Raw genomic sequence first — 19,638 nt, 5'->3', positions numbered from 1 at the left:
GGGAGGAGGCGGACATGGACCTGGCCCTGCTGCGCACGTTCGTGGCGGTGCACCGGGCCGGCTCCTTCACCCGCGCCGCCGCGCTTCTCGGCCTCTCCCAGCCGGCCGTCACCAGCCAGATCCGCACCCTCGAACGACAGCTCGGGCGGCCGCTGTTCCTCCGGCAGGCCCGCGGCGTCACCCCGACGACCATCGGCGACGAACTCGCGCACCGGGCCGCTCCGCACCTGGACGCGCTCGTCGAGATCGCCGAGGCCGGCCTCGCCGAGGAGAGCGGAGTCCGCACCCTCCATGTCGCCGGGCCCCCGGAGTTCACGGCGTTCCGCGTCCTGCCCGCCCTCACGCCCCTCGTCGGCCAGGGCCTCGCCGTACGGGCCTCGTTCCTCGGCAACACGGAGGAGATCCTCGACGGCCTCGCCGCCGGCCACCACGATCTGGCCGTCACCACCGCACGCCCCCGGGGCGGTCTGCTGGTCTCCACGCCGCTCTGCGACGAGGAGTACGTCCTGGTCGCGGCGGAGCGCTGGGCGAACCGGCTCTCCCCCGAGGTCCTCCAGCGCAAGGGCGCCGTGGCCCTCGAACAGCTGCCCGTGGTCGAGGTGCACGAGTCACTGCCGTTCGTCACCCGCTACTGGGCGAGCGTCTTCGAGTCCAAGCCGACGGTCGCCGCCACGGTGATCGCCCCCGATCTGCGCGCCGTACGGGACTCCGCCGCCTCCGGCGCCGGGCTGGCCGTCCTGCCCCGCTACCTCTGCGAGGACGCCCTGGAGCAGGGCCGGCTCGTGGCGCTGCTCGACCCCCCGGTCCCTCCGCTGCGTACCTACTTCCTCGTCGTACGGACGGGGACGCTCGCGCTGCCGCCGATCGCGCGGGCTCATGAGGAACTGCTGCGGGCCGCCGTGGCCTGGTGAGTTTCAGGACACCCGGGACGGGCCATTTTCTTCCCATGAACGAACGGCCCGTGATCAAACGCACCGCACGCGCCATCCTGCTCGACGGGGACGACCTCATCCTCATCAAGCGCACCAAGCCGGGGGTGGATCCCTACTGGGTCACGCCCGGCGGCGGCGTGGAACCCTCCGACACCACCGTCGTCGAAGCCCTGCACCGCGAAGTGCACGAGGAGCTCGGCGCCAAGATCACCGACGTGGTCCCCTGCTTCGTCGACACCGTCGAGCACATCGTCGACGGCGGCGTCTCCGGAGTGAAGGTCCAGCAATTCTTCGTGTGCCGGCTCGACTCCATGGATCCCTCGCTGCGCCACGGCCCCGAGGTCGAGGAACCGGTCGGCGAGTACGAGATCGTCCGGGTGCCCTTCAGCCGGGTCGGCATCGCGGCCGTGCACCTCGTCCCGCTCTCCCTGCGCCACTACCTCGACGGCAACATCGAGGGGGTGCGCGCGATGCACGCCCCCGACCTGGGCTGATCGGAGGCCGCCGCCGGGGCGAGCTCCGCGAGGAAGTCATGACGGATGCGCTCCACCGGGAACCCCGCCCCCCGGAGCGCGTCCACCCCGCGACGGACCATGCCGAGCGGACCCGAGAGATAGGCGTCGCGCTCGCTCCAGGGACCGTAACGGCAGACGGCCTCCGGGAGCCGCCCCTGCTCCTCGGTGACCGGATGGACGGAGAGCCAGGGAAAGGTCTTCTGGAGCCGCAGCATCGTGTCGATGTCATAGAGGTCGTGACCGCTGCGCGCCCCGTAGAAGACATCGACCGGCCGGCGGTCCCCGTGTTCGGCGACCTCCTCCACCAGGGCCTTGATCGGCGCTATCCCGGTGCCGCCGCCCACACAGAGCAGACCGGTGTCCGTGGCGTGGTCGACCGTCATGGACCCGGCCGGCGGGCCCATCCGCAGTACGTCCCCGGGGCGCGCCCGGTGGACCAGGGCGTTGGACACCCAGCCGGCCGGAACCGCCTTGACGTGGAGGGACAGCAGCCCGTCGGGCCGTGGCGCCGACGCGAAGGAGTAGTGCCGCCAGACCCGCGGCCACCACGGGGTCTCCAGCGTCGTGTACTGCCCGGCGAGGAAGGGATACGGCTGGTCGGGCCGGAGCGTGACGACGGCGATGTCCGGGGTTCGCAGATCATGGGAGACCACCTCGGCCTGCCACCACGCGGGCGCCGACCGCTCGTCTTCCGCCGCCGCGTCGATCATGATCTGCGAGATCGTCGTGTACGTACGGACCCAGGCCGCCTCGGTCTCCTCGTCCCAGGTCGTCGTCGCGTACCGGACGAGCGCCCCGATCAGCGCCTCGCCCACGGCCGGATAGTGGGCGGAGTGGGTTCCGTACTTGCGGTGGCCCCTGCCGAGGTTCTCCAGGTACGCGGTGAGCACCGGAGTGTCGTCCAGGTGCTCCGCAGCGGTGAGGAGGGCCTTCAGGAGCCGGTCCCGCTGGGTGTCCATGGCCGCGGGGAACATGTCGCGCAGCTCGGGGTTCCTGATGAAGAGCAGCGCGTAGAAGTACGAGGTCACCCGGTCGGCGACCGGGGCGATCTCCGTCAGGGTGCGCCGTACGAGGACCGCGTCGGCAGAGGCCCCGCCGGGTATTCGCGGCTCGTTCCCGTCCCCCGCAGGCGTCTCCTCGTCCGCCGCCGGCCGAGCTTCGTCCGTGTCCCTCGCCCCGGGCTCGTGGGCGTCCGCGTCCTCCGCTGCCCTCGTGGTGGTCGGAGCATCCATCATGTGCCTCGCCCTCGCGCTGGCCGGCTTCCGTGGTCGCAGCATGACCCCTCCGCCCGGCGCTTCGGACGGAAAGCGGAGTTCTCGGGCCAAAGGGCGGGCTTTCTGACTAAGCTGCGCTGTTTTGGACCAGGGCGTAGGCCTCGCGCAGATCGCCGCCGGTGTAGCTGTGGCGCGAGAGCCCGGCAAGATGGTGGTCCGCGTTCACGGCCACGGTGTCCGAGACGATCGCGAAGAGTTCCGCGTCGGACATCGAGTCCCCATAGGCGACGCAGTCGGCGGGGTCCACCCCGAACTCCGCGCAGAGCCGCCCCGCGATCCGTACCTTCGCCCTCGCGTCCAGGATGCTGGGCCGGTGGATCGGCTCGGTGAACGGGACGGCCGGCCACGGTGAACCGTGTGCCGCGTCGGCGCCCCAGTCGAGAAGCCGCTCGACGAAGAAGTCGGGAGAGAGGGAGATGACCGCACAGCGGTCGCCCCGCTCCCGGATGTCGGCCCAGACCTCACGAATGCCCTCCAGCCAGGGCGCTCCTTCGAAGGCGGCCGCGACCTGTGCCTCGGTGAGCGCGGACCACAGCTCGCGGGCCCGGACGGCGAACTCGTCGGGGGTCATGCCCCGCAGGAAGCTCTCCTCAAGGGCGGTGATCTCGTCGAGGACCCCCAGTTGCCGGGAGATCTCCACCGCCGCGGCCGAGCCCCTGATCAGAGTGCCGTCGAGGTCGAAGAGGTGCAGTCGCTGTCCACGGGGTTTCACGTGAAACATCGTCCTCATGCGGCGAGGTGGAATCAACGGCCTTTCGGGTATCGGCCAGATCCGGTAAAGCGCTGGACGGAAGATCACAGCGTCGGACAGCCTGACAGCATGCCGATCTCCCCTTCCCTCGCCCAGCTCCCCATCCGGCGCCTCACCTCGGACGACCTCCTCGCCTGCGCCGACCTCTCCGAGAACCGGGGCTGGCAGCGCGAGGAGTACAAGTGGGGGCTGCTGCTCACCGCCGGCACCGGCTACGGCATCGACGACCCCTCCGGAGCCGGACTGGCCGCCTGCTCCGTGGTCACCTCGTACGGCCCGGGGCTCGCCGCGATCGGCATGGTGCTCGTCGCCGAGCGGTACGCCCGCCAAGGGGTGGGACGCCGACTCATGGAGCACGTCATCGCGGAGGCCGGGGAGACACCGCTCACGCTCTACGCCACCGCGAACGGCCAGCCCCTCTACGAGCAGCTGGGCTTCACGCAGACGAGCCGGGCGGAGATGGTGCTCGGACGGTTCACCTTCACCACGCCCGCCCCGGCGGTTCCGGTGCGCCCGGCGACGGCGGAGGACCTCCAGGCGATTCTGCGCCTGGACCACGAGGTCTTCGGCCTCGACCGCACCCCGATGATCATCCGGCTCCCCGCGTTCGCGGACCACCTCCGGGTCGCGGAGGAGGACTGCGAGATCACGGGCTTCGCGGCGGCCTGGCCCAATATGGACACCCATGTCATCGGACCGCTGATCGCCCGGGACCCGGCCACGGCCCAGGCACTGATCGCCTCCCTGGCGGCCGCCACCGACCGCCCGCTGCGCACGGACATCGACGTACGCCACACATCTCTGCTCAGCTGGGCGAAGGAGAACGGCATCGACACCATCATCACCACCTCGGTGATGGTCCGCTCCCTCCCCGACCTCCCCGGCGACTGGCGCCGCCGCTTCGCTCCGCTGACCGTGGCGGCCGGTTAGCCGGCCTGCCCCGGGCCCGGCGGTCCGCCTGTCCAGGGAGAGAGTTACTTGCACACGCGCATTATTGCGTCGCATCGTCTACCCTGGGTCGAGAGCCGCTCCGGTGCCGAGGAGAGACCGAGGAGAGACCATGACCGCGACCGACCCCGCACTCACCGCGCTCTCCCAGCGCTGGTGCGTCCTCTCCCTGCTGCACGGCAGGATCGAGGCCCACCTCGAGCGCGCCCTGGAATCCCGGCACGGCCTGAGCGTGCGGGAGTACTCGCTGCTCGACGTCCTCAGCCGCCAGCACAGCGGCCCGGGCGGGCACCTCCAGATGAAGCAGGTAGCGGACGCGGTCGTACTCAGCCAGAGCGCCACGACCCGGCTCGTCACCCGGCTCGAGGACCGCGGTCTGCTCACCCGGTACCTCTGTGCCACCGACCGGCGCGGCATCTACACCGATGTCACCGAGGCCGGCCTGAAGCTCCTGGAAGAGGCCCGCCCCACCAACGACAGCGCGCTGCGCGAGGCCCTCGACGAGGCGGCGAAGAACCCTGAGCTGGCCCCGCTGGTCCAGGTGGTCGAGGGCGTGAGCGTCCCCGCCTGACGCGGAGCCGGAGGACGCGGGCGCGAGCGAACGGCCTGCTCACACGCGAGCGGTCACCCCGGCGCATCGGCGTACGCTGCGGGCATGAGCGATCTTGAGATACGCCCCGCCACAGCGGAGGACATCGAAGCCATCGTCGCGATGCTCGCCGACGACCCCCTGGGCGCGCAGCGCGAGTCCCCGGACGACCTCGCCCTCTACCTCACCGCCTTCGATCGCCTGGCGAGCGACCCCCGCCAGCACCTCGTCGTGGCCGTCCGGGCGGACAAGGTCGTCGGCACCCTCCAGCTGACGGTCATCCCGGGACTCTCCCGCCGGGGCACCACGCGCTCGATCATCGAAGCCGTCCGCATCCACGCCGACGAGCGCGGCAGCGGCCTGGGAACCCAGCTCATCGAATGGGCCGTCGAGGAGTCCGGACGCCAGGGCTGCCGGCTCGTTCAGCTGACCTCCGACGCCACCCGCACCGACGCCCACCGCTTCTACGAGCGACTCGGCTTCGAGGCCTCCCACGTGGGCTTCAAGAAGAACCTCTGACCCGGCAAACGAGACGGCTGCACGCCGGGCCGCGAGCCCGGCGTACAGCTCCTCGCGCAGCATCACTCCCGACGTGGTGTTTCACGTGAAACACCACAGAACGGCTCAGAGGCCGCGCCACCCCGCCTCGTCCACCCCGCCCGGAACGGCGTCCTCGGGCGCGTACGGCTCCCGGGTGAAGACGAACGAACCCAGGTCGAGATGGCTCACGCTGCCGTCGGCGCGCCGGACCGCCCGCAGCGTCTCTCCCGCGTAGTAACCGTTCAGCCCGACCCAGCCGCCCTCGGGCAGCGCCCGGAAGCGGGCCCGTCGACCGGCTCCCCGCAAGGGTTCGAGCACCACTCCCCGCTCGGGGCCGAGCCGCAGCCCGTAGGCGTACGTCCCCCAGTACCAGGGACCCGTCAAGGCGAGGAGCTCCTCGTCGACCTCGGACTCCGGAAGCGGGCGCCACGGCTCCGGGAACCTCGGCTCCGCCTCCGCCACGATCCGCACGAGATCGGCGGCCACGAGCGCCGTCAGCGGCCCTGAGGTGGCATTGGCGAGGGCGATCGCCGCGAGCCCGTCCTCCACGCTCACCCAGAGGGCGGCCACGAAGCCGGGAAGCGACCCGGTGTGGCCGATCAGGGTCCGGCCGTCCTTGCGCAACAGCTGAAGACCGAGTCCGTAGCCTGCCTCCCACTCCCCCTCGCCCGCCGGAGAGGCCGGAACCCGCATCTCCTCCACGGAGGCCGTGGCGAGCACCCGCTCGTCACCCGCGGCGAGGAAGGCGGCGAACCGGGCGAGATCCCCCGCCGTCGACCAGAGCTGCCCCGCCGGCGCCATCAGCCCCAGGGACTCGGACGGCTCCGGCAGCATCACATCGGCCCAGGGGTGCACAGCCCAGCCGCCCGCGTGCGGCGCGACCGGATCGACCGTCGTACGGCCCATCCCCAGAGGCTCCAGGATCTCCCGCCGCAGCGCCTCCTCCCAGGACACCCCCCGCACGGCCTCCACCAGCGAACCGAGCAGGGTGTACCCGGGGTTGGAGTAGTGGTGACGGCGTCCCGGCGTCTGGAGGAAGGGCTGCTCCCCCAGGACGTCGGAGAGCTCCGGCCGCAGCGTGGCGGCCGAACGCTCCCACCACTGACCGGGGGTCTCCGCCGCGAGCCCACCGCTGTGGCTCAGGAGCTGAGCGATCGTCACCTCGCCGACACCCGTGCCCTTGAGATGCCGCTCCAGGGGATCGTCAAGTCCCAGAAGGCCCTCGTCCCTCAGTCGCATCACCAGCACGGCGGTGAACACCTTGGTGAGGGAACCGATCCTGAACTGCGTATCGGCGTCCGGGGCGTGCCCGTCCACGCAACTCCGCGAACCGCTCCACACCAGCGCTCCGTCGCGCACCACCGCCCCCACGAAGGAAGGCGCCCGGCCCTCCGACTGGGCGACCGCGACGCGGTGCAGCAGGGCCCGCTCGGTACCGGGCAGCAAGGCTTCGAAAGATGTCGTCATGGAGGCCATCCAACGCGATGACCTCCCCCGGAGCCTGCGAATTTCAGGCCCGGACAGCCCCACGGCCGGACCCACCCGGCTCTCCGGTCACGTCTGTGCCATGTCCACGAAGCGCGAGTAGTGGCCCTGGAAGGCCACCGTGATGGTGGCCGTCGGACCGTTACGGTGCTTGCCCACGATGATGTCCGCCTCGCCCGCGCGGGGGGACTCCTTCTCGTAGGCGTCCTCGCGGTGCAGCAGGATCACCATGTCGGCGTCCTGCTCGATCGAGCCGGACTCACGCAGGTCGGAGACCATCGGCTTCTTGTCGGTGCGCTGCTCGGGCCCACGGTTCAGCTGCGAGAGCGCGATCACGGGGAGCTCCAGCTCCTTGGCGAGGAGCTTCAGGTTTCGCGACATGTCGGAGACCTCTTGCTGGCGGCTCTCCTGCCTCTTCGAGCCGCCCGACTGCATGAGCTGCAGATAGTCGATGATGACGAGCTTGAGGCCGTTGCGCTGCTTCAGCCGGCGGCACTTCGCCCGGATCTCCATCATCGAGAGGTTCGGTGAGTCGTCGATGTAGAGCGGGGCCTGCGAGACGTCCGGCATCCTGCGGGCGAGGCGCGTCCAGTCCTCGTCGGTCATCGTGCCGGAGCGCATGTGGTGCAGCGCGACCCGGGCCTCGGCCGAGAGCAGACGCATCGCGATCTCGTTGCGGCCCATTTCGAGGGAGAAGATGACGCTGGGCAGGTTGTGCTTGATGGACGCCGCCCGGGCGAAGTCCAGGGCCAGGGTCGACTTACCCATGGCGGGACGGGCCGCGATGATGATCATCTGGCCGGGGTGCAGGCCGTTGGTGAGCGAATCGAGGTCGGTGAAACCGGTGGGCACACCGGTCATCTCGCCGCTGCGGGAGCCGATCGCCTCGATCTCGTCGAGCGCTCCCTCCATGATGTCGCCGAGCGGAAGGTAGTCCTCGGTGGTGCGCTGCTCGGTGACCGCGTAGATCTCGGCCTGGGCCGAGTTCACGATCTCGTCGACGTCTCCGTCGGCCGCGTACCCCATCTGCGTGATCTTGGTGCCGGCCTCCACGAGACGGCGCAGGACGGCTCGTTCGTGGACGATCTCCGCGTAGTACGAGGCGTTGGCGGCGGTCGGTACGGACTGGACCAGGGTGTGCAGGTAGGAAGCGCCGCCCACCCGGGTGATCTCTCCGCGCTTGGTGAGCTCGGCACCGACCGTGATGGGGTCGGCCGGCTCGCCCTTGGCGTAGAGGTCGAGAATCGCGGCGTAGACGGTCTCGTGGGCCGGCTTGTAGAAGTCGTTGCCCTTGATGATCTCCACGACGTCCGCGATGGCGTCCTTGGAGAGCAGCATGCCGCCGAGAACGGACTGCTCGGCGTCGAGGTCCTGCGGGGGAACGCGCTCGAAGCCGGAGAGTCCCCCGTCCCAGGGGCTGTCGCCGCCCCGCTCGTGCTGGTCGTCACGGCCTCTGCCCCGGCCGCGCCCGTCTACGCGGGTGCGGGGGGGCAGCCGGTCGCTCGGTCCGCTGTCGGCCCAGGGGTCGTCCAAGGGCTCGGTAACGCTCACCAAGCCACCTCCTCCCGTCCGCTCCGCGGACCTCGCCGTGCCACTCTTTCCTACGCCACGGCCATCATCAAAGAGTGGCTGCGCGTCCGCTTCTGGCGCGTCGGGCGCCGGTCCACGGTAGGCCCGCGAGGGGCGTCAGCCAATCTGGTTATCCACAGGCCCTGTGGGTGAAGGGCCAGATGCTGTGGAGAACTCCCCGGAACCTGTGCACGGAGCGGGGGACAGCCATGTGGACAAACTCATAAGGACCCTGACGTCACCCGTCTGACCTGGTGTTTTTCCGTCCACGGGCTGTGGGGGAGAAAAACTTCTTCCCCCAGCTCAAGATCAGAACAAACGACCCACACCCGAAGCCCCTTACCCTCATCAAGTAAGGACTCCAGAGGCATTGCATCTCTTACCTGTGGAAGATTAGATTGACCCCCATGACCCAGGCCCCCGCGACCTCCAAGGCCGACCGCCGCCGACACGACCGCGAGATCATCTCCCTCGCCCTGCCGGCCTTCGCCGCACTGGTCGCCGAGCCGCTCTTCCTCATGGTCGACAGCGCTGTCGTCGGCCATCTCGGCACCCCCCAACTCGCGGGTCTCGCCATCGCCGCCGCCCTGCTGTCCACCGCCGTCAGCGTCTTCGTCTTCCTCGCCTACGCCACCACGGCCGCCGTCGCCCGCCGAGTCGGCGCCGGAGATCTCCAGGCCGCCATCCGCCAGGGCATGGACGGCATCTGGCTCGCCCTCCTCCTCGGCGCCGCGGTCGTCGCACTGACCCTGCCCACGGCGCCCTGGCTCGTCGACGTCTTCGGAGCCTCCGACACCGCGGCCCCCCACGCCGTCACCTACCTCAAGATCTCCAGCCTCGGCATCCCCGCCATGCTGGTGGTGCTCGCCGCCACCGGCGTCCTGCGGGGCCTCCAGGACACCCGTACACCGCTCTACGTGGCCATCGCCGGCTTCACGGCCAACGCGGCGCTCAACATCGGGCTCGTCTACGGGGCGGACCTCGGCATCGCGGGCTCCGCCTGGGGCACGGTCATCGCCCAGTACGGCATGGCGGCCGCCTACCTCGTCGTGGTCGTACGCGGTGCCCGGCGCCACGGAGCCTCCCTCCGCCCCGACGCGGCCGGCATCCGCGCCTCCGCCCAGGCCGGCGTGCCGCTCCTCGTCCGTACGCTCTCCCTGCGCGCGGTCCTGATGATCGCCACGGCCGTCGCCGCCCGGCTCGGTGACGCGGAGGTCGCGGCCCATCAGATCATCCTGTCCCTGTGGAGCCTGATGGCCTTCGCCCTCGACGCGATCGCCATCGCCGGCCAGGCCATCATCGGCCGGTATCTCGGCGCGGGCGACGCCGACGGCGCGCGCCAGGTCTGCCGCCGCATGGTCCAGTGGGGCATCGTCTCCGGTGTGGTGCTCGGCGCGCTGATCGTCCTCGCTCGCCCCCTGTTCATCCCGCTCTTCACCGGCGACACCACGGTCCAGGACACCCTGCTCCCGGCCTTGCTCGTGGTCGCCGTCTCACAGCCGATCTCCGGAGTGGTCTTCGTCCTCGACGGCGTCCTGATGGGCGCGGGGGACGGACCCTATCTGGCATGGGCCATGCTGCTGACCCTCGCCGTCTTCGCCCCGATCGCCCTCGCGATCCCGGCGCTCGGCGGCGGACTCACGGCGCTGTGGTGGGCGATGACGCTGATGATGTCGGTCCGGATGGCCACGCTCTGGCTGCGCTCCCGCTCCGGCCGCTGGATCGTCACGGGCGCCACCCGGTGATGTTTCACGTGAAACGCCCAGATTCCTCTGAGAAGAGACCCTGAAACAGCGGAAGGGCCGCACCCCGAGGGGTGCGGCCCTTCCTCACTGCTGAGCGCAGACTGCCAAGGGCAGCGTTACGCGGCGACGACCTCGACGCCGAGCTTCGCGGCAACCTCGGGGTGCAGACGCACGGACACCTGGTGCGAGCCCAGGGTCTTGATCGGCGAACCGAGCTCGACGCGACGCTTGTCGACGTCGGGGCCACCCGCGGACTTGATCGCCGAGGCGATGTCGGCCGGGGTCACGGAGCCGAAGAGACGGCCGGCGTCGCCGGAGCGAACGGCCAGGCGCACCTTCGTGCCCTCGAGGCGGGCCTTGATCTCGTTGGCCTGCTCGATGGTCGCGATCTCGTGGATCTTGCGGGCGCGGCGGATCTGCGCCACGTCCTTCTCGCCACCCTTGGTCCAGCGGATCGCGAAACCACGCGGGACCAGGTAGTTGCGAGCGTAGCCGTCCTTGACGTCGACGACGTCGCCAGCGGCACCGAGGCCAGAGACCTCGTGGGTGAGGATGATCTTCATTTTTCGGTCACCCTTCCCTTATCGCGCGGTGGACGTGTAGGGCAGCAGCGCCATCTCACGGCTGTTCTTGACGGCCGTGGCGACGTCACGCTGGTGCTGCGTGCAGTTGCCGGTCACGCGGCGGGCACGGATCTTGCCACGGTCGGAAATGAACTTCCGCAGCATGTTCGTGTCCTTGTAGTCCACGTAGACGGTCTTGTCCTTGCAGAACGCGCAGACCTTCTTCTTAGGCTTGCGCACAGGCGGCTTCGCCATGGTGTTTCTCCTGTGTGATCAAGAAGTGGGGGTACGAGCTGCTTCGAGGGCTTGCGCCCTAGAAGGGGGGCTCGTCCGAGTAGCCGCCGCCGGAGTTTCCACCCCAGCCGCCACCGCCGCCACCGGCCTGCTGGCCGCCGCCGGAGGAGGAGGCACCGCCGGTCGCCCACGGGTCGTCGGCGGGAGCACCGCCACCACCCTGCTGGCCACCGCCGGAGTTTCCACCCCAGCTGCCACCGCCGCCGCCGGCCTGCTGGCCGCCGCCACCCCCGCCGTATCCACCCTGGCCGCCGCGACCGGTGGTCTTGGTGACCTTGGCCGTGGCGTTCTTGAGGCTGGGGCCGACTTCCTCGACGTCCAGCTCGTAGACCGTGCGCTTGACGCCCTCACGGTCCTCATAGGACCGCTGCTTCAGCCGGCCCTGCACGACGACGCGCATGCCTCGCTGAAGCGACTCGGCGACGTTCTCCGCCGCCTGACGCCAGACCGAGCAGGTGAGGAAGAGGCTTTCGCCGTCCTTCCACTCATTGGTCTGACGGTCGAAGGTGCGGGGGGTGGACGCGATACGGAACTTCGCGACCGCCGCACCGGACGGGGTGAAGCGCAGCTCGGGGTCGTCGACAAGATTGCCGACGACCGTGATGACGGTCTCGCCTGCCATGGGGGAACCTCTCGGCGGGATTGCTTCTGGCTGCTGTGTTGCTACTCGGACCCGATGACCACTGAGCTAGAAGCTCAGTGGGTCTCGGGGCGGAGGACCTTGGTCCGGAGGACCGACTCGTTCAGGTTGAGCTGTCGGTCGAGCTCCTTGACGACCGCAGGCTCGGCCTGCAGGTCGATGACCGAGTAGATGCCCTCGGGCTTCTTCTTGATCTCGTAGGCCAGACGACGACGGCCCCAGGTGTCGACCTTCTCGACCTTTCCGTTGCCCTCACGGACGACAGAAAGGAAGTTCTCGATCAGCGGGGAGACAGCGCGCTCCTCGAGATCGGGGTCGAGGATGACCATCACTTCGTAGTGACGCATGTGGAACCCACCTCCTTTGGACTCAGCGGCCACGGTCGTTCCGTGGCAGGAGGGTCGTGATGCGTAAGCAACGGTATCCGCCGCCACTGACAGTCCCCCTCGGCGAACGAGGGACACCGCCGGGATCCAGGAAGGACCAGGGCAGACACCGGTGCAGACCGTACAGCGTACCCGGACATCGCCCTCCGGTTGAAATTCACTGGTGGGGGGACGCAATCTGTACACAACGGATGTCGGCGGCGCTAGGATGCGCCGCCGTCCGGCAGGCACGCCAGGAGGTGCTCCATGGCACAGGCAATGCGACCCGACCCCGGCCACTCCCTCTTCGCCACCGACGGCAAACCCCATCCGCTCCAGGACACGCTGGTCGGAGTGACTCTGGTGCTCGGCGTCCTCGCCTTCGTCACCGCGATGTTCCACAACCTGCATCTGCTGAGCTCCTGGGCGGGCCTGATCGGCATCCTGACCGGCGCCTACGGACAGTTCATCTCGGTGACGACGCGCGAGCGCTTCGCTCTGATCGTGGGGCTCGGCGCGGCGGCCCTGGGCTTCTTCCTCGGCATGGCCCACGGCGGTCTCTTCGGCGGCGTCGTCGGCTGACCGGCGGCACGTCAGGGCGTACATGCCCATTCGGGGCGCTCCCCGGTCACAGTAGGCTTCGGCGCGAGAGCCGGAGCCCCTGACCGATGGGGACACACCTGCCGAGGAGCGCCCCGCATGAGCCTGACCCTGAGGACCATCAGCCGTGAGCAGCATCTGGGATTCATCCAGAGCCAGCCGTCGGCGAGCCACTGCCAGGTCCCGGCGTGGGCTGATGTGAAGACCGAGTGGCGCTCGGAGAACCTCGGCTGGTTCGACAAGAACGGCGAGCTGGTCGGCGCCGGCCTCGTCCTCTACCGCCAGCTGCCGAAGATCAAGCGCTACCTGGCCTATCTGCCCGAGGGCCCGGTCATCAACTGGTACGCGCCCAACCTCGACGACTGGCTGCAGCCGATGCTGGCGCACCTCAAGCAGCAGGGCGCCTTCTCGGTGAAGATGGGCCCGCCGGTCGTCATCCGCCGCTGGGACTCGGCCGCCATCAAGTCCGGAATCCAGGACCCGGACGTCAAGCGGCTCAAGGACGTCCAGGCCACCCACGTCGAGCCGCGTGCCTTCGAAGTCGCGGACCGGCTGCGGAAGATGGGCTGGCAGCAGGGCGAGGACGGCGGCGCCGGCTTCGGCGACGTCCAGCCCCGCTACGTCTTCCAGGTCCCGCTCGCCAACCGCTCGCTCGACGACGTCCTCAAGGGCTTCAACCAGCTGTGGCGCCGCAACATCAAGAAGGCCGAGAAGGCCGGTGTCGAGGTCGTCCAGGGCGGCTACGAGGACCTGGCCGAATGGCAGCGGCTGTACGAGATCACGGCCGTCCGTGACCACTTCCGGCCGCGCCCGCTCTCGTACTTCCAGCGCATGTGGACCGTCCTCAACAACGAGGACCCCAACCGCATGCGGCTCTACTTCGCGCGCCACAACGGCGTGAACCTCTCCGCGGCGACCATGCTCGTCGTCGGCGGGCACGTCTGGTACTCCTACGGCGCCTCCGACAACATCGGCCGTGAGGTCCGGCCCTCGAACGCGATGCAGTGGCGGATGCTGCGCGACGCCTACGCGATGGGCGCGACCGTCTACGACCTGCGGGGCATCTCGGACTCGCTCGACGAGACCGACCACCTCTTCGGACTCATCCAGTTCAAGGTCGGCACGGGCGGCGAGGCCGTCGAGTACGTCGGCGAGTGGGACTTCCCGCTGAACAAGCTGCTGCACAAGGCGCTCGACATCTACATGTCGCGCCGCTGACCGGTGTGGTGTCGCTGACGTTTCCGTAGTCTCGTACATACCTTTGATACACCGCTGCCATCAGAAAGGTTCCGGGCCGGCCATGGCGCTCTCCCTCTACGTCGACACCGCTCGCTGGCGCGCGCACCAGAAGACCGTCATCGACCAGTTCCCCGGTGTCATCCCGGTCTGCAAGGGCAACGGATACGGCTTCGGCCACGAGCGCCTCGCCGACGAGGCAGCCCGGTTCGGAGCCGACATGCTCGCCGTGGGCACCACGTACGAGGCCGCGCGGATCAAGGACTGGTTCAGCGGCGACCTGCTGGTCCTCACCCCCTTCCGCCGCGGTGAGGAACCGGTTCCGCTGCCCGACCGGGTCATCCGCTCCGTGTCGTCCGTGGACGGAGTCCACGCCCTCGTGGGGGCCCGGGTCGTCATCGAGTGCATGAGCTCGATGAAGCGGCACGGCGTCCGCGAGGAGGAGCTCCAGCAGCTCCACGCCGCCATCGAGGACGTACGCCTCGAAGGCTTCGCGCTCCACCTCCCCCTGGACCGTCCGGACGGCACCGACGCCGTCGAGGAGGTCATCGGCTGGATGGACCGGCTGCGGACCGCCAGGCTGCCGCTGCACACCATGTTCGTCAGCCACCTGCGGGCCGAGGAACAGGCCCGTCTCCAGCAGCAGTTCCCCCAGACCCGGTTCCGCGCCCGGATCGGCACCCGGCTGTGGCTGGGCGACCACGAGGCCACGGAGTACCGGGGCGCGGTCCTTGACGTCACCCGGGTCGCCAAGGGCGACCGGTTCGGCTACCGCCAGCAGAAGGCCGCCTCGGACGGCTGGCTGGTCGTCGTCGCCGGCGGCACCTCGCACGGGGTGGGCCTGGAGGCCCCCAAGGCGATGCACGGCGTGATGCCGCGTGCCAAGGGCGTCGCACGAGCCGGTCTCGCCACCGTCAACCGGAACCTGTCGCCCTTCGTCTGGGCCGGGAAGCAGCGCTGGTTCGCCGAGCCGCCGCACATGCAGGTGTCGATCCTGTTCGTGCCCGCCGACGCCCAGGAACCCCGGGTCGGCGACGAGCTCGTGGCCCATCTGCGCCACACCACGACGCAGTTCGACCGGATCGTCGAACGCTGAGCGCTGAGCGCTGATCCGGCCTTACCCCCTCACCCCCGGGAGCTCTGCTCTCCGGGGGTGCCCCATTCCACCCGCGGCCCCTCCACGGCAGCGGCCGCGTGCCGGGCGGGATGCGCTGCCCTGCCCGCCACCACGACGTCCTCCGCACCGTCCAGGACGCCCCCCGAGGGGTCGTCCGCGCCGTCCTGCCGGACGGGGTCCTTCTCGGGCCTCAGGATGTCGCGTACGACCATCACGCACAGGTAGAGCGTGCCGAGCAGGTGCAGCACGATGGCGAACTGGTAGCCGTCCACCGGCAGACCCTGCTTGTTTCCGCTGGTCGTGAACGCCAGGTACATCCAGACGCCCACGAAGTACATGACCTCGCACGCCTGCCACACGAGGAAGTCGCGCCAGCGCGGCCGGGCCAGAGCGGCCAGCGGGACCAGCCACAGGACGTACTGCGGCGAGTAGACCTTGTTGGTCAGCACGAACGCGGCGACGACCAGGAACGCCAGCTGGGCGAAGCGGGGCCTGCGGGGCGCCGTGAACGCCAGGTAGGCGAGGCCTGCCACCGCCGCCGCCATCAGCAGCAGCGCGTACAGGTTGGCCCGGTCCGGCGGGATCGCGATGCCCGTGCGCTGGCTGACGAGCAGCCAGACCGAACCGAAGTCGACGTTCCGCTGCCGGCTGAAGACGTAGAACTGCTTCCAGCCCTCGGGGGCGAGCAGCATCACCGGCAGGTTCACCACCAGCCACGCGCCGCACGCGCCGAGCACCGCGGCCCCGTACTCACGCCACTTCCCGGCCCGCCAGCAGAGCAGCAGCAGCGGGCAGAGGAGCAGGACCGGGTAGAGCTTGGAGGCGGTGGCGAGGCCGAGCAGGATACCGAAGGCCAGCGGACGCCCGCGCGACCACATCAGGACCGCCGCGGCGGTCAGCGCGACGGCCAGCAGGTCCCAGTTGATCGTGGCCGTGAGCGCGATCGAGGGCGCCAGGGCGACAAGGAGGCCGTCCCAGGGCCGCAGGCGGTGCGTCCGGGCCACACAGACCGCGAGGACGGCCGCGCAGACCATCAGCAGACCCGCGTTGGCCAGCCAGTACGCCCGCTCCTGCTGCATCGTGTCGCCGCCGCCGGGCGTCAGCCAGGCCGCGACCTCCATGAACAGACCGGTCAGGACCGGGTACTCCAGAAACGGTATGTCGCCGCCCAGCCGGTCGAAGTAGGGCACCAGACCGTCCGCGAAGCCCCGCCCCGAGAAGAGGTGCGGGATGTCCGAGTAGCAGGCGTGGGTGTACTGGGAGGTCGTGCCCCGGAACCAGGCCCAGTTGTAGCAGGGCAGCTTCTGCACCATGCCGAGCGCGAACATGCCGATGGCCACGAGGGCGATCACCCGCACCGGCGTCAGCTGCCCGCCGTAGGCCGACGCCCTGCGGCCGTAGGGGCCGCCGATCAGTTCGCTGCCCGCGGCGGCCACCGTGTCCCGGCGGGTGGGGCTGACCGTCGGCGAGCGGCCCTGCGACCGGTCCTGCGGCGCGCTCGACTTCTGGAGGCTCGGCATGGGGGACATCCTGCCGTACGTCCCCGGGAAAACGGCGAGGGCCGCCGCGGCCGGCCCGTACGGAAGGTACGGAGCGGACGCGGCGGCCCTCAGGGAGTGTCCCGCCGGGCGGGATCAGGGAATCCAGGTCCCGTCTTCGGGCCTGCCGCCCCCGCCCCCGCCTCCGTTGCCACCGTCCGTCGGTGAGTCGGTCGGATCCGGTTCGTCGGTGTTGGTGGGCGCCGTGGTGGTGGGCTCCCCGGTGTTGCCTCCGGGATCGCCCGGTTCCCCGGTGTTGTTGCAGTTCCAGTCCAGGACGTCACAGGTCGTCTTGCCCGGCTTCGGCGTCCTGGAGGTCGGCGGGGGAGTCGTCGTCGGCGGGGTCGGGGTGGTCGTCGTCGGCGACGGCGTCGTCTTGGTGGGCGTCGGCGTGGGCGACGGCGTCGGCGTCGGGCTCTTGGCGCCACCACCGAAGACGGGCTCGGCGCCCTCCAGCTTCTCCGGCTTCGGGAAGTCCACGACCGGCATGCCCTCCACGGCGTCGGTCATGTAGTCCTGCCAGATCTCCGAGGGGAACGACGAACCGTGGATCGAGTCCTGGCCACCCGTGTCGTACATCTCGAGGAACTCGCGGTTCTTCTTGGTGTCGTCGTCGTCGTAGCGGTACATGTCGATCGCGGTCGCCAGCTGCGCGGTGTACCCCACGAACCAGGCGGACATGTTGTCGTCGGTCGTACCGGTCTTGCCGGCCACGGCACGGCCCGGGATGCGGGCGTTCTTACCGGTGCCCTCGTCGTCGTCCACGACGCTCCGGAGAACGTCCGTGACGTTGCTGGCGATGGCCGGCGAGAAGGGCGCCTTGGCGGCGGCCTTGTGCTCGAACTTGACGACGCCGTCCTTCTTGACCTTCTGCACCGAGTAGGGGTCGTTCTGCTCGCCCTCGTTGGCGAAGGTCGCGTAGGCACCGGCCATGCGGATGGCGCTCGGGCTGGAGATGCCGAGGGAGAACGAGGGGACCTCGCCCTGGACGAGGGAGCTCTGCAGCAGTCCGGCCTCTACGGCGGTCTCGCGCACCTTGTCGATGCCGATGTCCATGCCGAGCTGCACGTACGGCGAGTTGGCGGAGCGGATCATGGCCCGGCGCAGGGAGATGGCGCCGTAGCTCTCGTCCCCGTCATTGGCCTGCTGCCACTCCTCGCCGTCCTCGTTCTTCCAGATCTCGCCGTTGTACTTGCGGATCGTCAGGTTGTTCTTGCCGGAATAGCGGCTCTTGTCCGGGTCCACGAGCCTGCGGGTGGACGCGTCCTGCACCGCCCCGAGCTCCGGGTCCCGGACGCCGTGCTTCATCGCGGCGGCGAGCACGAAGGGCTTGAACGTCGATCCGACCATGGCGCCGGTGGCGTCGGCGTTGTTGCTGAAGTGCTTGGTCGCGTCGACACCGCCGTAGAGAGCGACGATCTTCCCGGTCGCCGTGTCGACGGAGGCACCACCGAACTGGACGTGCGTGTCGTCGTTGGGGCGCTTCTTCGGGTCGATGTTCTCCTTGATGACCTTCTTGACCGCGCTCTCCAACGCGTTCACCTTCGGCTTCTCGAAGGTGGTGTAGATCTCGTAGCCGCCGCGCTCGAGCTCCTGCACGCTGATGCCGAACTGGGCCTTGATGTTCGCGTTGGCGGTCTTGACCAGGTAACCGATCTGGCCGCTCAGGTTGGCGCTCTGGCCGGGCTTCCGAAGCTTGGGGAAGGTCCTGTACTTCGCCCGCTCCTCGGCCGAGAGGTGCCCGTCCTTCTCCATCTCGTCGAGGATCCACTGCCACCGCTTGGTGGCCCGGGCGGTGTTCTTCTCGGGGGTGGCCTCGGAGTCGATCTCGGGGTAGCCGGCCGGGTCGTAGTACGTCGCACCCTTCAGCACCGCGGCGAGCAGCGCCGACTCGCTGGGGTTGAGCTTGTCGGTGTCCTTGTTGAAGTAGGCGCGGGACGCCGCCTGGATGCCGTACGCGCCGCGACCGTAGTACGCGGTGTTGAGATAGCCGGCCATGACGTCGTCCTTCTCGACCTCGTCGCCGACCTTCATGGAGATGAAGAGTTCCTTCACCTTCCGGGTGAGGGTCTGCGACTGGTCGTCCAGCCGGTTGTTCTTCACGTACTGCTGGGTGATGGTCGAACCGCCCTGGGTGTCGCCACCCTTGGCCATGTTCCACACGGCACGGGCGATACCCATGGGATCGACTCCGGAGTCGTCCCAGAAGGTCTTGTTCTCCGCCGAGATCACCGCGTTCTGCATGGACTTCGGGATCTTCGAGAACGGGACGATCTGGCGGTTGGTGCCACTGCCCGTCGCGACCATGCGGGTCTCGTCGGCCCAGTAGTAGATGTTGTTCTGCGAGATCGCGGTCTCGGCCTCGTTGGGGATCTCCACCTTCGAGTAAGCGAACGCCGCCGCGCCCATCAGGCTCGCCGCGAAGAACAGGAACGTGCCCGTCACGAGCTTCCACGACGGCACCCAGCGACGCCAGCCGTACTTGCCGTACCGCGGGTAGTCGATGATCCGCTTCTTGCCCGGCGGACGCCCTCCGGCGCCGCCCCGACCGGGGCCGCCGCCACGGCCGCCACCGCCGCCGCCACGCCGTCCGCCACCGGACCCACCAGGGTCACCGGGGCCTCCGGGGCCGGTGTCGGCCCCCTTCCTGCGGCTGCCGCGCTGGGCGGCCCTACGGGCCTCGGCGCGACCCCCGTAGGGGCGCTGCTCCTCCCCATGGGAGGAAGCAGGCCCGTACGAGGCCGAAGGGGCCCCCGTACCGACGTCATGGGCCGGGGCCGACCTGCGGCCCACCGGCTGCTGGGCAGCGCGCCGTGCCGCCGCGCGACCGCCCGTCGGCGGCTGCTGCGGCGGCATTTTGCGACGATGCTCGCTCATCGAACGACTACTCCTCGGGCAGGCGCACAGGCGCCTGGAAGCGGCAGTTGAGTTCCGGTC

At 69.7% G+C, this 19,638-nt stretch carries 19 protein-coding genes; 9 read left to right on the top strand and 10 right to left on the bottom strand.

The window, feature by feature from the left end; genetic code table 11:
* Nucleotides 1-14 precede the first annotated feature (14 nt).
* Together ACZ4VK_RS22870 and ACZ4VK_RS22865 are read left to right on the top strand one after the other, a co-directional pair.
* A complete protein-coding gene (locus ACZ4VK_RS22870) occupies nt 15-911 on the top strand; it encodes a LysR family transcriptional regulator (protein ID WP_468354813.1) in 897 nt (298 codons plus the stop codon).
* A 35-nt stretch (nt 912-946) separates the two neighbouring features.
* Nucleotides 947-1,426, top strand: coding sequence for an NUDIX domain-containing protein (locus ACZ4VK_RS22865; protein ID WP_468354810.1), 480 nt, complete (start codon nt 947-949; stop codon nt 1,424-1,426).
* Here ACZ4VK_RS22865 and ACZ4VK_RS22860 read toward each other — a convergent pair.
* Nucleotides 1,369-2,682, bottom strand: a complete 1,314-nt coding sequence (locus ACZ4VK_RS22860; RefSeq protein ID WP_468354807.1) for a globin domain-containing protein — start codon at nt 2,680-2,682, stop codon at nt 1,369-1,371. The two genes, ACZ4VK_RS22865 and ACZ4VK_RS22860, sit on opposite strands and share 58 nt — an antisense overlap.
* Nucleotides 2,683-2,788: 106 nt before the next feature.
* Nucleotides 2,789-3,442: an HAD family hydrolase gene (locus ACZ4VK_RS22855; RefSeq protein ID WP_468355332.1), complete on the bottom strand. Its 654-nt coding sequence runs from the start codon at nt 3,440-3,442 to the stop codon at nt 2,789-2,791.
* A gap of 99 nt (nt 3,443-3,541) precedes the next feature.
* Here ACZ4VK_RS22855 and ACZ4VK_RS22850 point away from each other — a divergent pair, with 99 nt between their 5' ends.
* The 3 genes from ACZ4VK_RS22850 to ACZ4VK_RS22840 all read left to right on the top strand — a co-directional run bounded on the left by ACZ4VK_RS22850 (nt 3,542) and on the right by ACZ4VK_RS22840 (nt 5,528).
* Nucleotides 3,542-4,402: a GNAT family N-acetyltransferase gene (locus ACZ4VK_RS22850; RefSeq protein WP_468354804.1), complete on the top strand. Its 861-nt coding sequence runs from the start codon at nt 3,542-3,544 to the stop codon at nt 4,400-4,402.
* Nucleotides 4,403-4,532: 130 nt separating this feature from the next.
* The gene (locus ACZ4VK_RS22845; RefSeq protein ID WP_468354801.1) at nt 4,533-4,991 is read left to right on the top strand and encodes a MarR family winged helix-turn-helix transcriptional regulator; all 459 of its coding nucleotides are present in this window, start codon (nt 4,533-4,535) and stop codon (nt 4,989-4,991) included.
* Between the two features lie 84 nt (nt 4,992-5,075).
* A complete protein-coding gene (locus tag ACZ4VK_RS22840; protein WP_468354798.1) occupies nt 5,076-5,528 on the top strand; it encodes a GNAT family N-acetyltransferase in 453 nt (150 codons plus the stop codon).
* Between the two features lie 105 nt (nt 5,529-5,633).
* On the opposite strand, the gene ACZ4VK_RS22835 is transcribed toward ACZ4VK_RS22840, so the two are convergent.
* Both ACZ4VK_RS22835 and dnaB read right to left on the bottom strand, forming a co-directional pair.
* Nucleotides 5,634-7,016 carry a serine hydrolase domain-containing protein gene (locus ACZ4VK_RS22835; protein ID WP_468354795.1) on the bottom strand — a complete coding sequence of 461 codons (1,383 nt, stop codon included), beginning with the start codon at nt 7,014-7,016 and terminating at the stop codon, nt 5,634-5,636.
* A gap of 87 nt (nt 7,017-7,103) precedes the next feature.
* Nucleotides 7,104-8,585, bottom strand: coding sequence for a replicative DNA helicase (gene dnaB, locus ACZ4VK_RS22830; protein ID WP_468354792.1), 1,482 nt, complete (start codon nt 8,583-8,585; stop codon nt 7,104-7,106).
* 425 nt (nt 8,586-9,010) lie between these two features.
* Here dnaB and ACZ4VK_RS22825 point away from each other — a divergent pair, with 425 nt between their 5' ends.
* Entirely contained in the window at nt 9,011-10,348 is a 1,338-nt protein-coding gene (locus ACZ4VK_RS22825) for an MATE family efflux transporter (RefSeq protein ID WP_468354789.1), read from the top strand.
* Between the two features lie 116 nt (nt 10,349-10,464).
* Here ACZ4VK_RS22825 and rplI read toward each other — a convergent pair whose 3' ends face one another.
* The 4 genes from rplI to rpsF form a co-directional block, all read right to left on the bottom strand.
* On the bottom strand, nt 10,465-10,911 hold the full coding sequence (gene rplI / locus ACZ4VK_RS22820; RefSeq protein ID WP_030204953.1) for a 50S ribosomal protein L9: 447 nt from the start codon (nt 10,909-10,911) through the stop codon (nt 10,465-10,467).
* 18 nt (nt 10,912-10,929) lie between these two features.
* Complete coding sequence (rpsR, locus tag ACZ4VK_RS22815; RefSeq protein WP_003956534.1) at nt 10,930-11,166, bottom strand: 30S ribosomal protein S18; 237 nt, start codon at nt 11,164-11,166, stop codon at nt 10,930-10,932.
* 58 nt (nt 11,167-11,224) lie between these two features.
* Nucleotides 11,225-11,827 carry a single-stranded DNA-binding protein gene (locus ACZ4VK_RS22810; protein ID WP_389680159.1) on the bottom strand — a complete coding sequence of 201 codons (603 nt, stop codon included), beginning with the start codon at nt 11,825-11,827 and terminating at the stop codon, nt 11,225-11,227.
* Nucleotides 11,828-11,901: 74 nt separating this feature from the next.
* Nucleotides 11,902-12,192 carry a 30S ribosomal protein S6 gene (gene rpsF / locus ACZ4VK_RS22805; RefSeq protein WP_015034882.1) on the bottom strand — a complete coding sequence of 97 codons (291 nt, stop codon included), beginning with the start codon at nt 12,190-12,192 and terminating at the stop codon, nt 11,902-11,904.
* Nucleotides 12,193-12,477: 285 nt separating this feature from the next.
* Here rpsF and ACZ4VK_RS22800 point away from each other — a divergent pair, with 285 nt between their 5' ends.
* The 3 genes from ACZ4VK_RS22800 to ACZ4VK_RS22790 all read left to right on the top strand — a co-directional run bounded on the left by ACZ4VK_RS22800 (nt 12,478) and on the right by ACZ4VK_RS22790 (nt 15,142).
* Nucleotides 12,478-12,792, top strand: a complete 315-nt coding sequence (locus ACZ4VK_RS22800; protein ID WP_468354784.1) for a hypothetical protein — start codon at nt 12,478-12,480, stop codon at nt 12,790-12,792.
* Nucleotides 12,793-12,909: 117 nt separating this feature from the next.
* Nucleotides 12,910-14,028 carry a lipid II:glycine glycyltransferase FemX gene (locus ACZ4VK_RS22795; protein WP_384101849.1) on the top strand — a complete coding sequence of 373 codons (1,119 nt, stop codon included), beginning with the start codon at nt 12,910-12,912 and terminating at the stop codon, nt 14,026-14,028.
* Nucleotides 14,029-14,110: 82 nt separating this feature from the next.
* A complete protein-coding gene (locus ACZ4VK_RS22790) occupies nt 14,111-15,142 on the top strand; it encodes an alanine racemase (protein ID WP_468354781.1) in 1,032 nt (343 codons plus the stop codon).
* Nucleotides 15,143-15,171: 29 nt separating this feature from the next.
* Here ACZ4VK_RS22790 and ACZ4VK_RS22785 read toward each other — a convergent pair whose 3' ends face one another.
* Entirely contained in the window at nt 15,172-16,683 is a 1,512-nt protein-coding gene (locus ACZ4VK_RS22785) for a glycosyltransferase family 87 protein (protein WP_468354778.1), read from the bottom strand.
* A gap of 114 nt (nt 16,684-16,797) precedes the next feature.
* On the bottom strand, nt 16,798-19,578 hold the full coding sequence (locus tag ACZ4VK_RS22780; protein WP_468354775.1) for a transglycosylase domain-containing protein: 2,781 nt from the start codon (nt 19,576-19,578) through the stop codon (nt 16,798-16,800).
* Nucleotides 19,579-19,638 lie beyond the last annotated feature (60 nt).

Source organism: Streptomyces sp. NPDC028711 (assembly GCF_055565415.1).
This window is presented reverse-complemented; position numbering and strand designations above follow the sequence as displayed.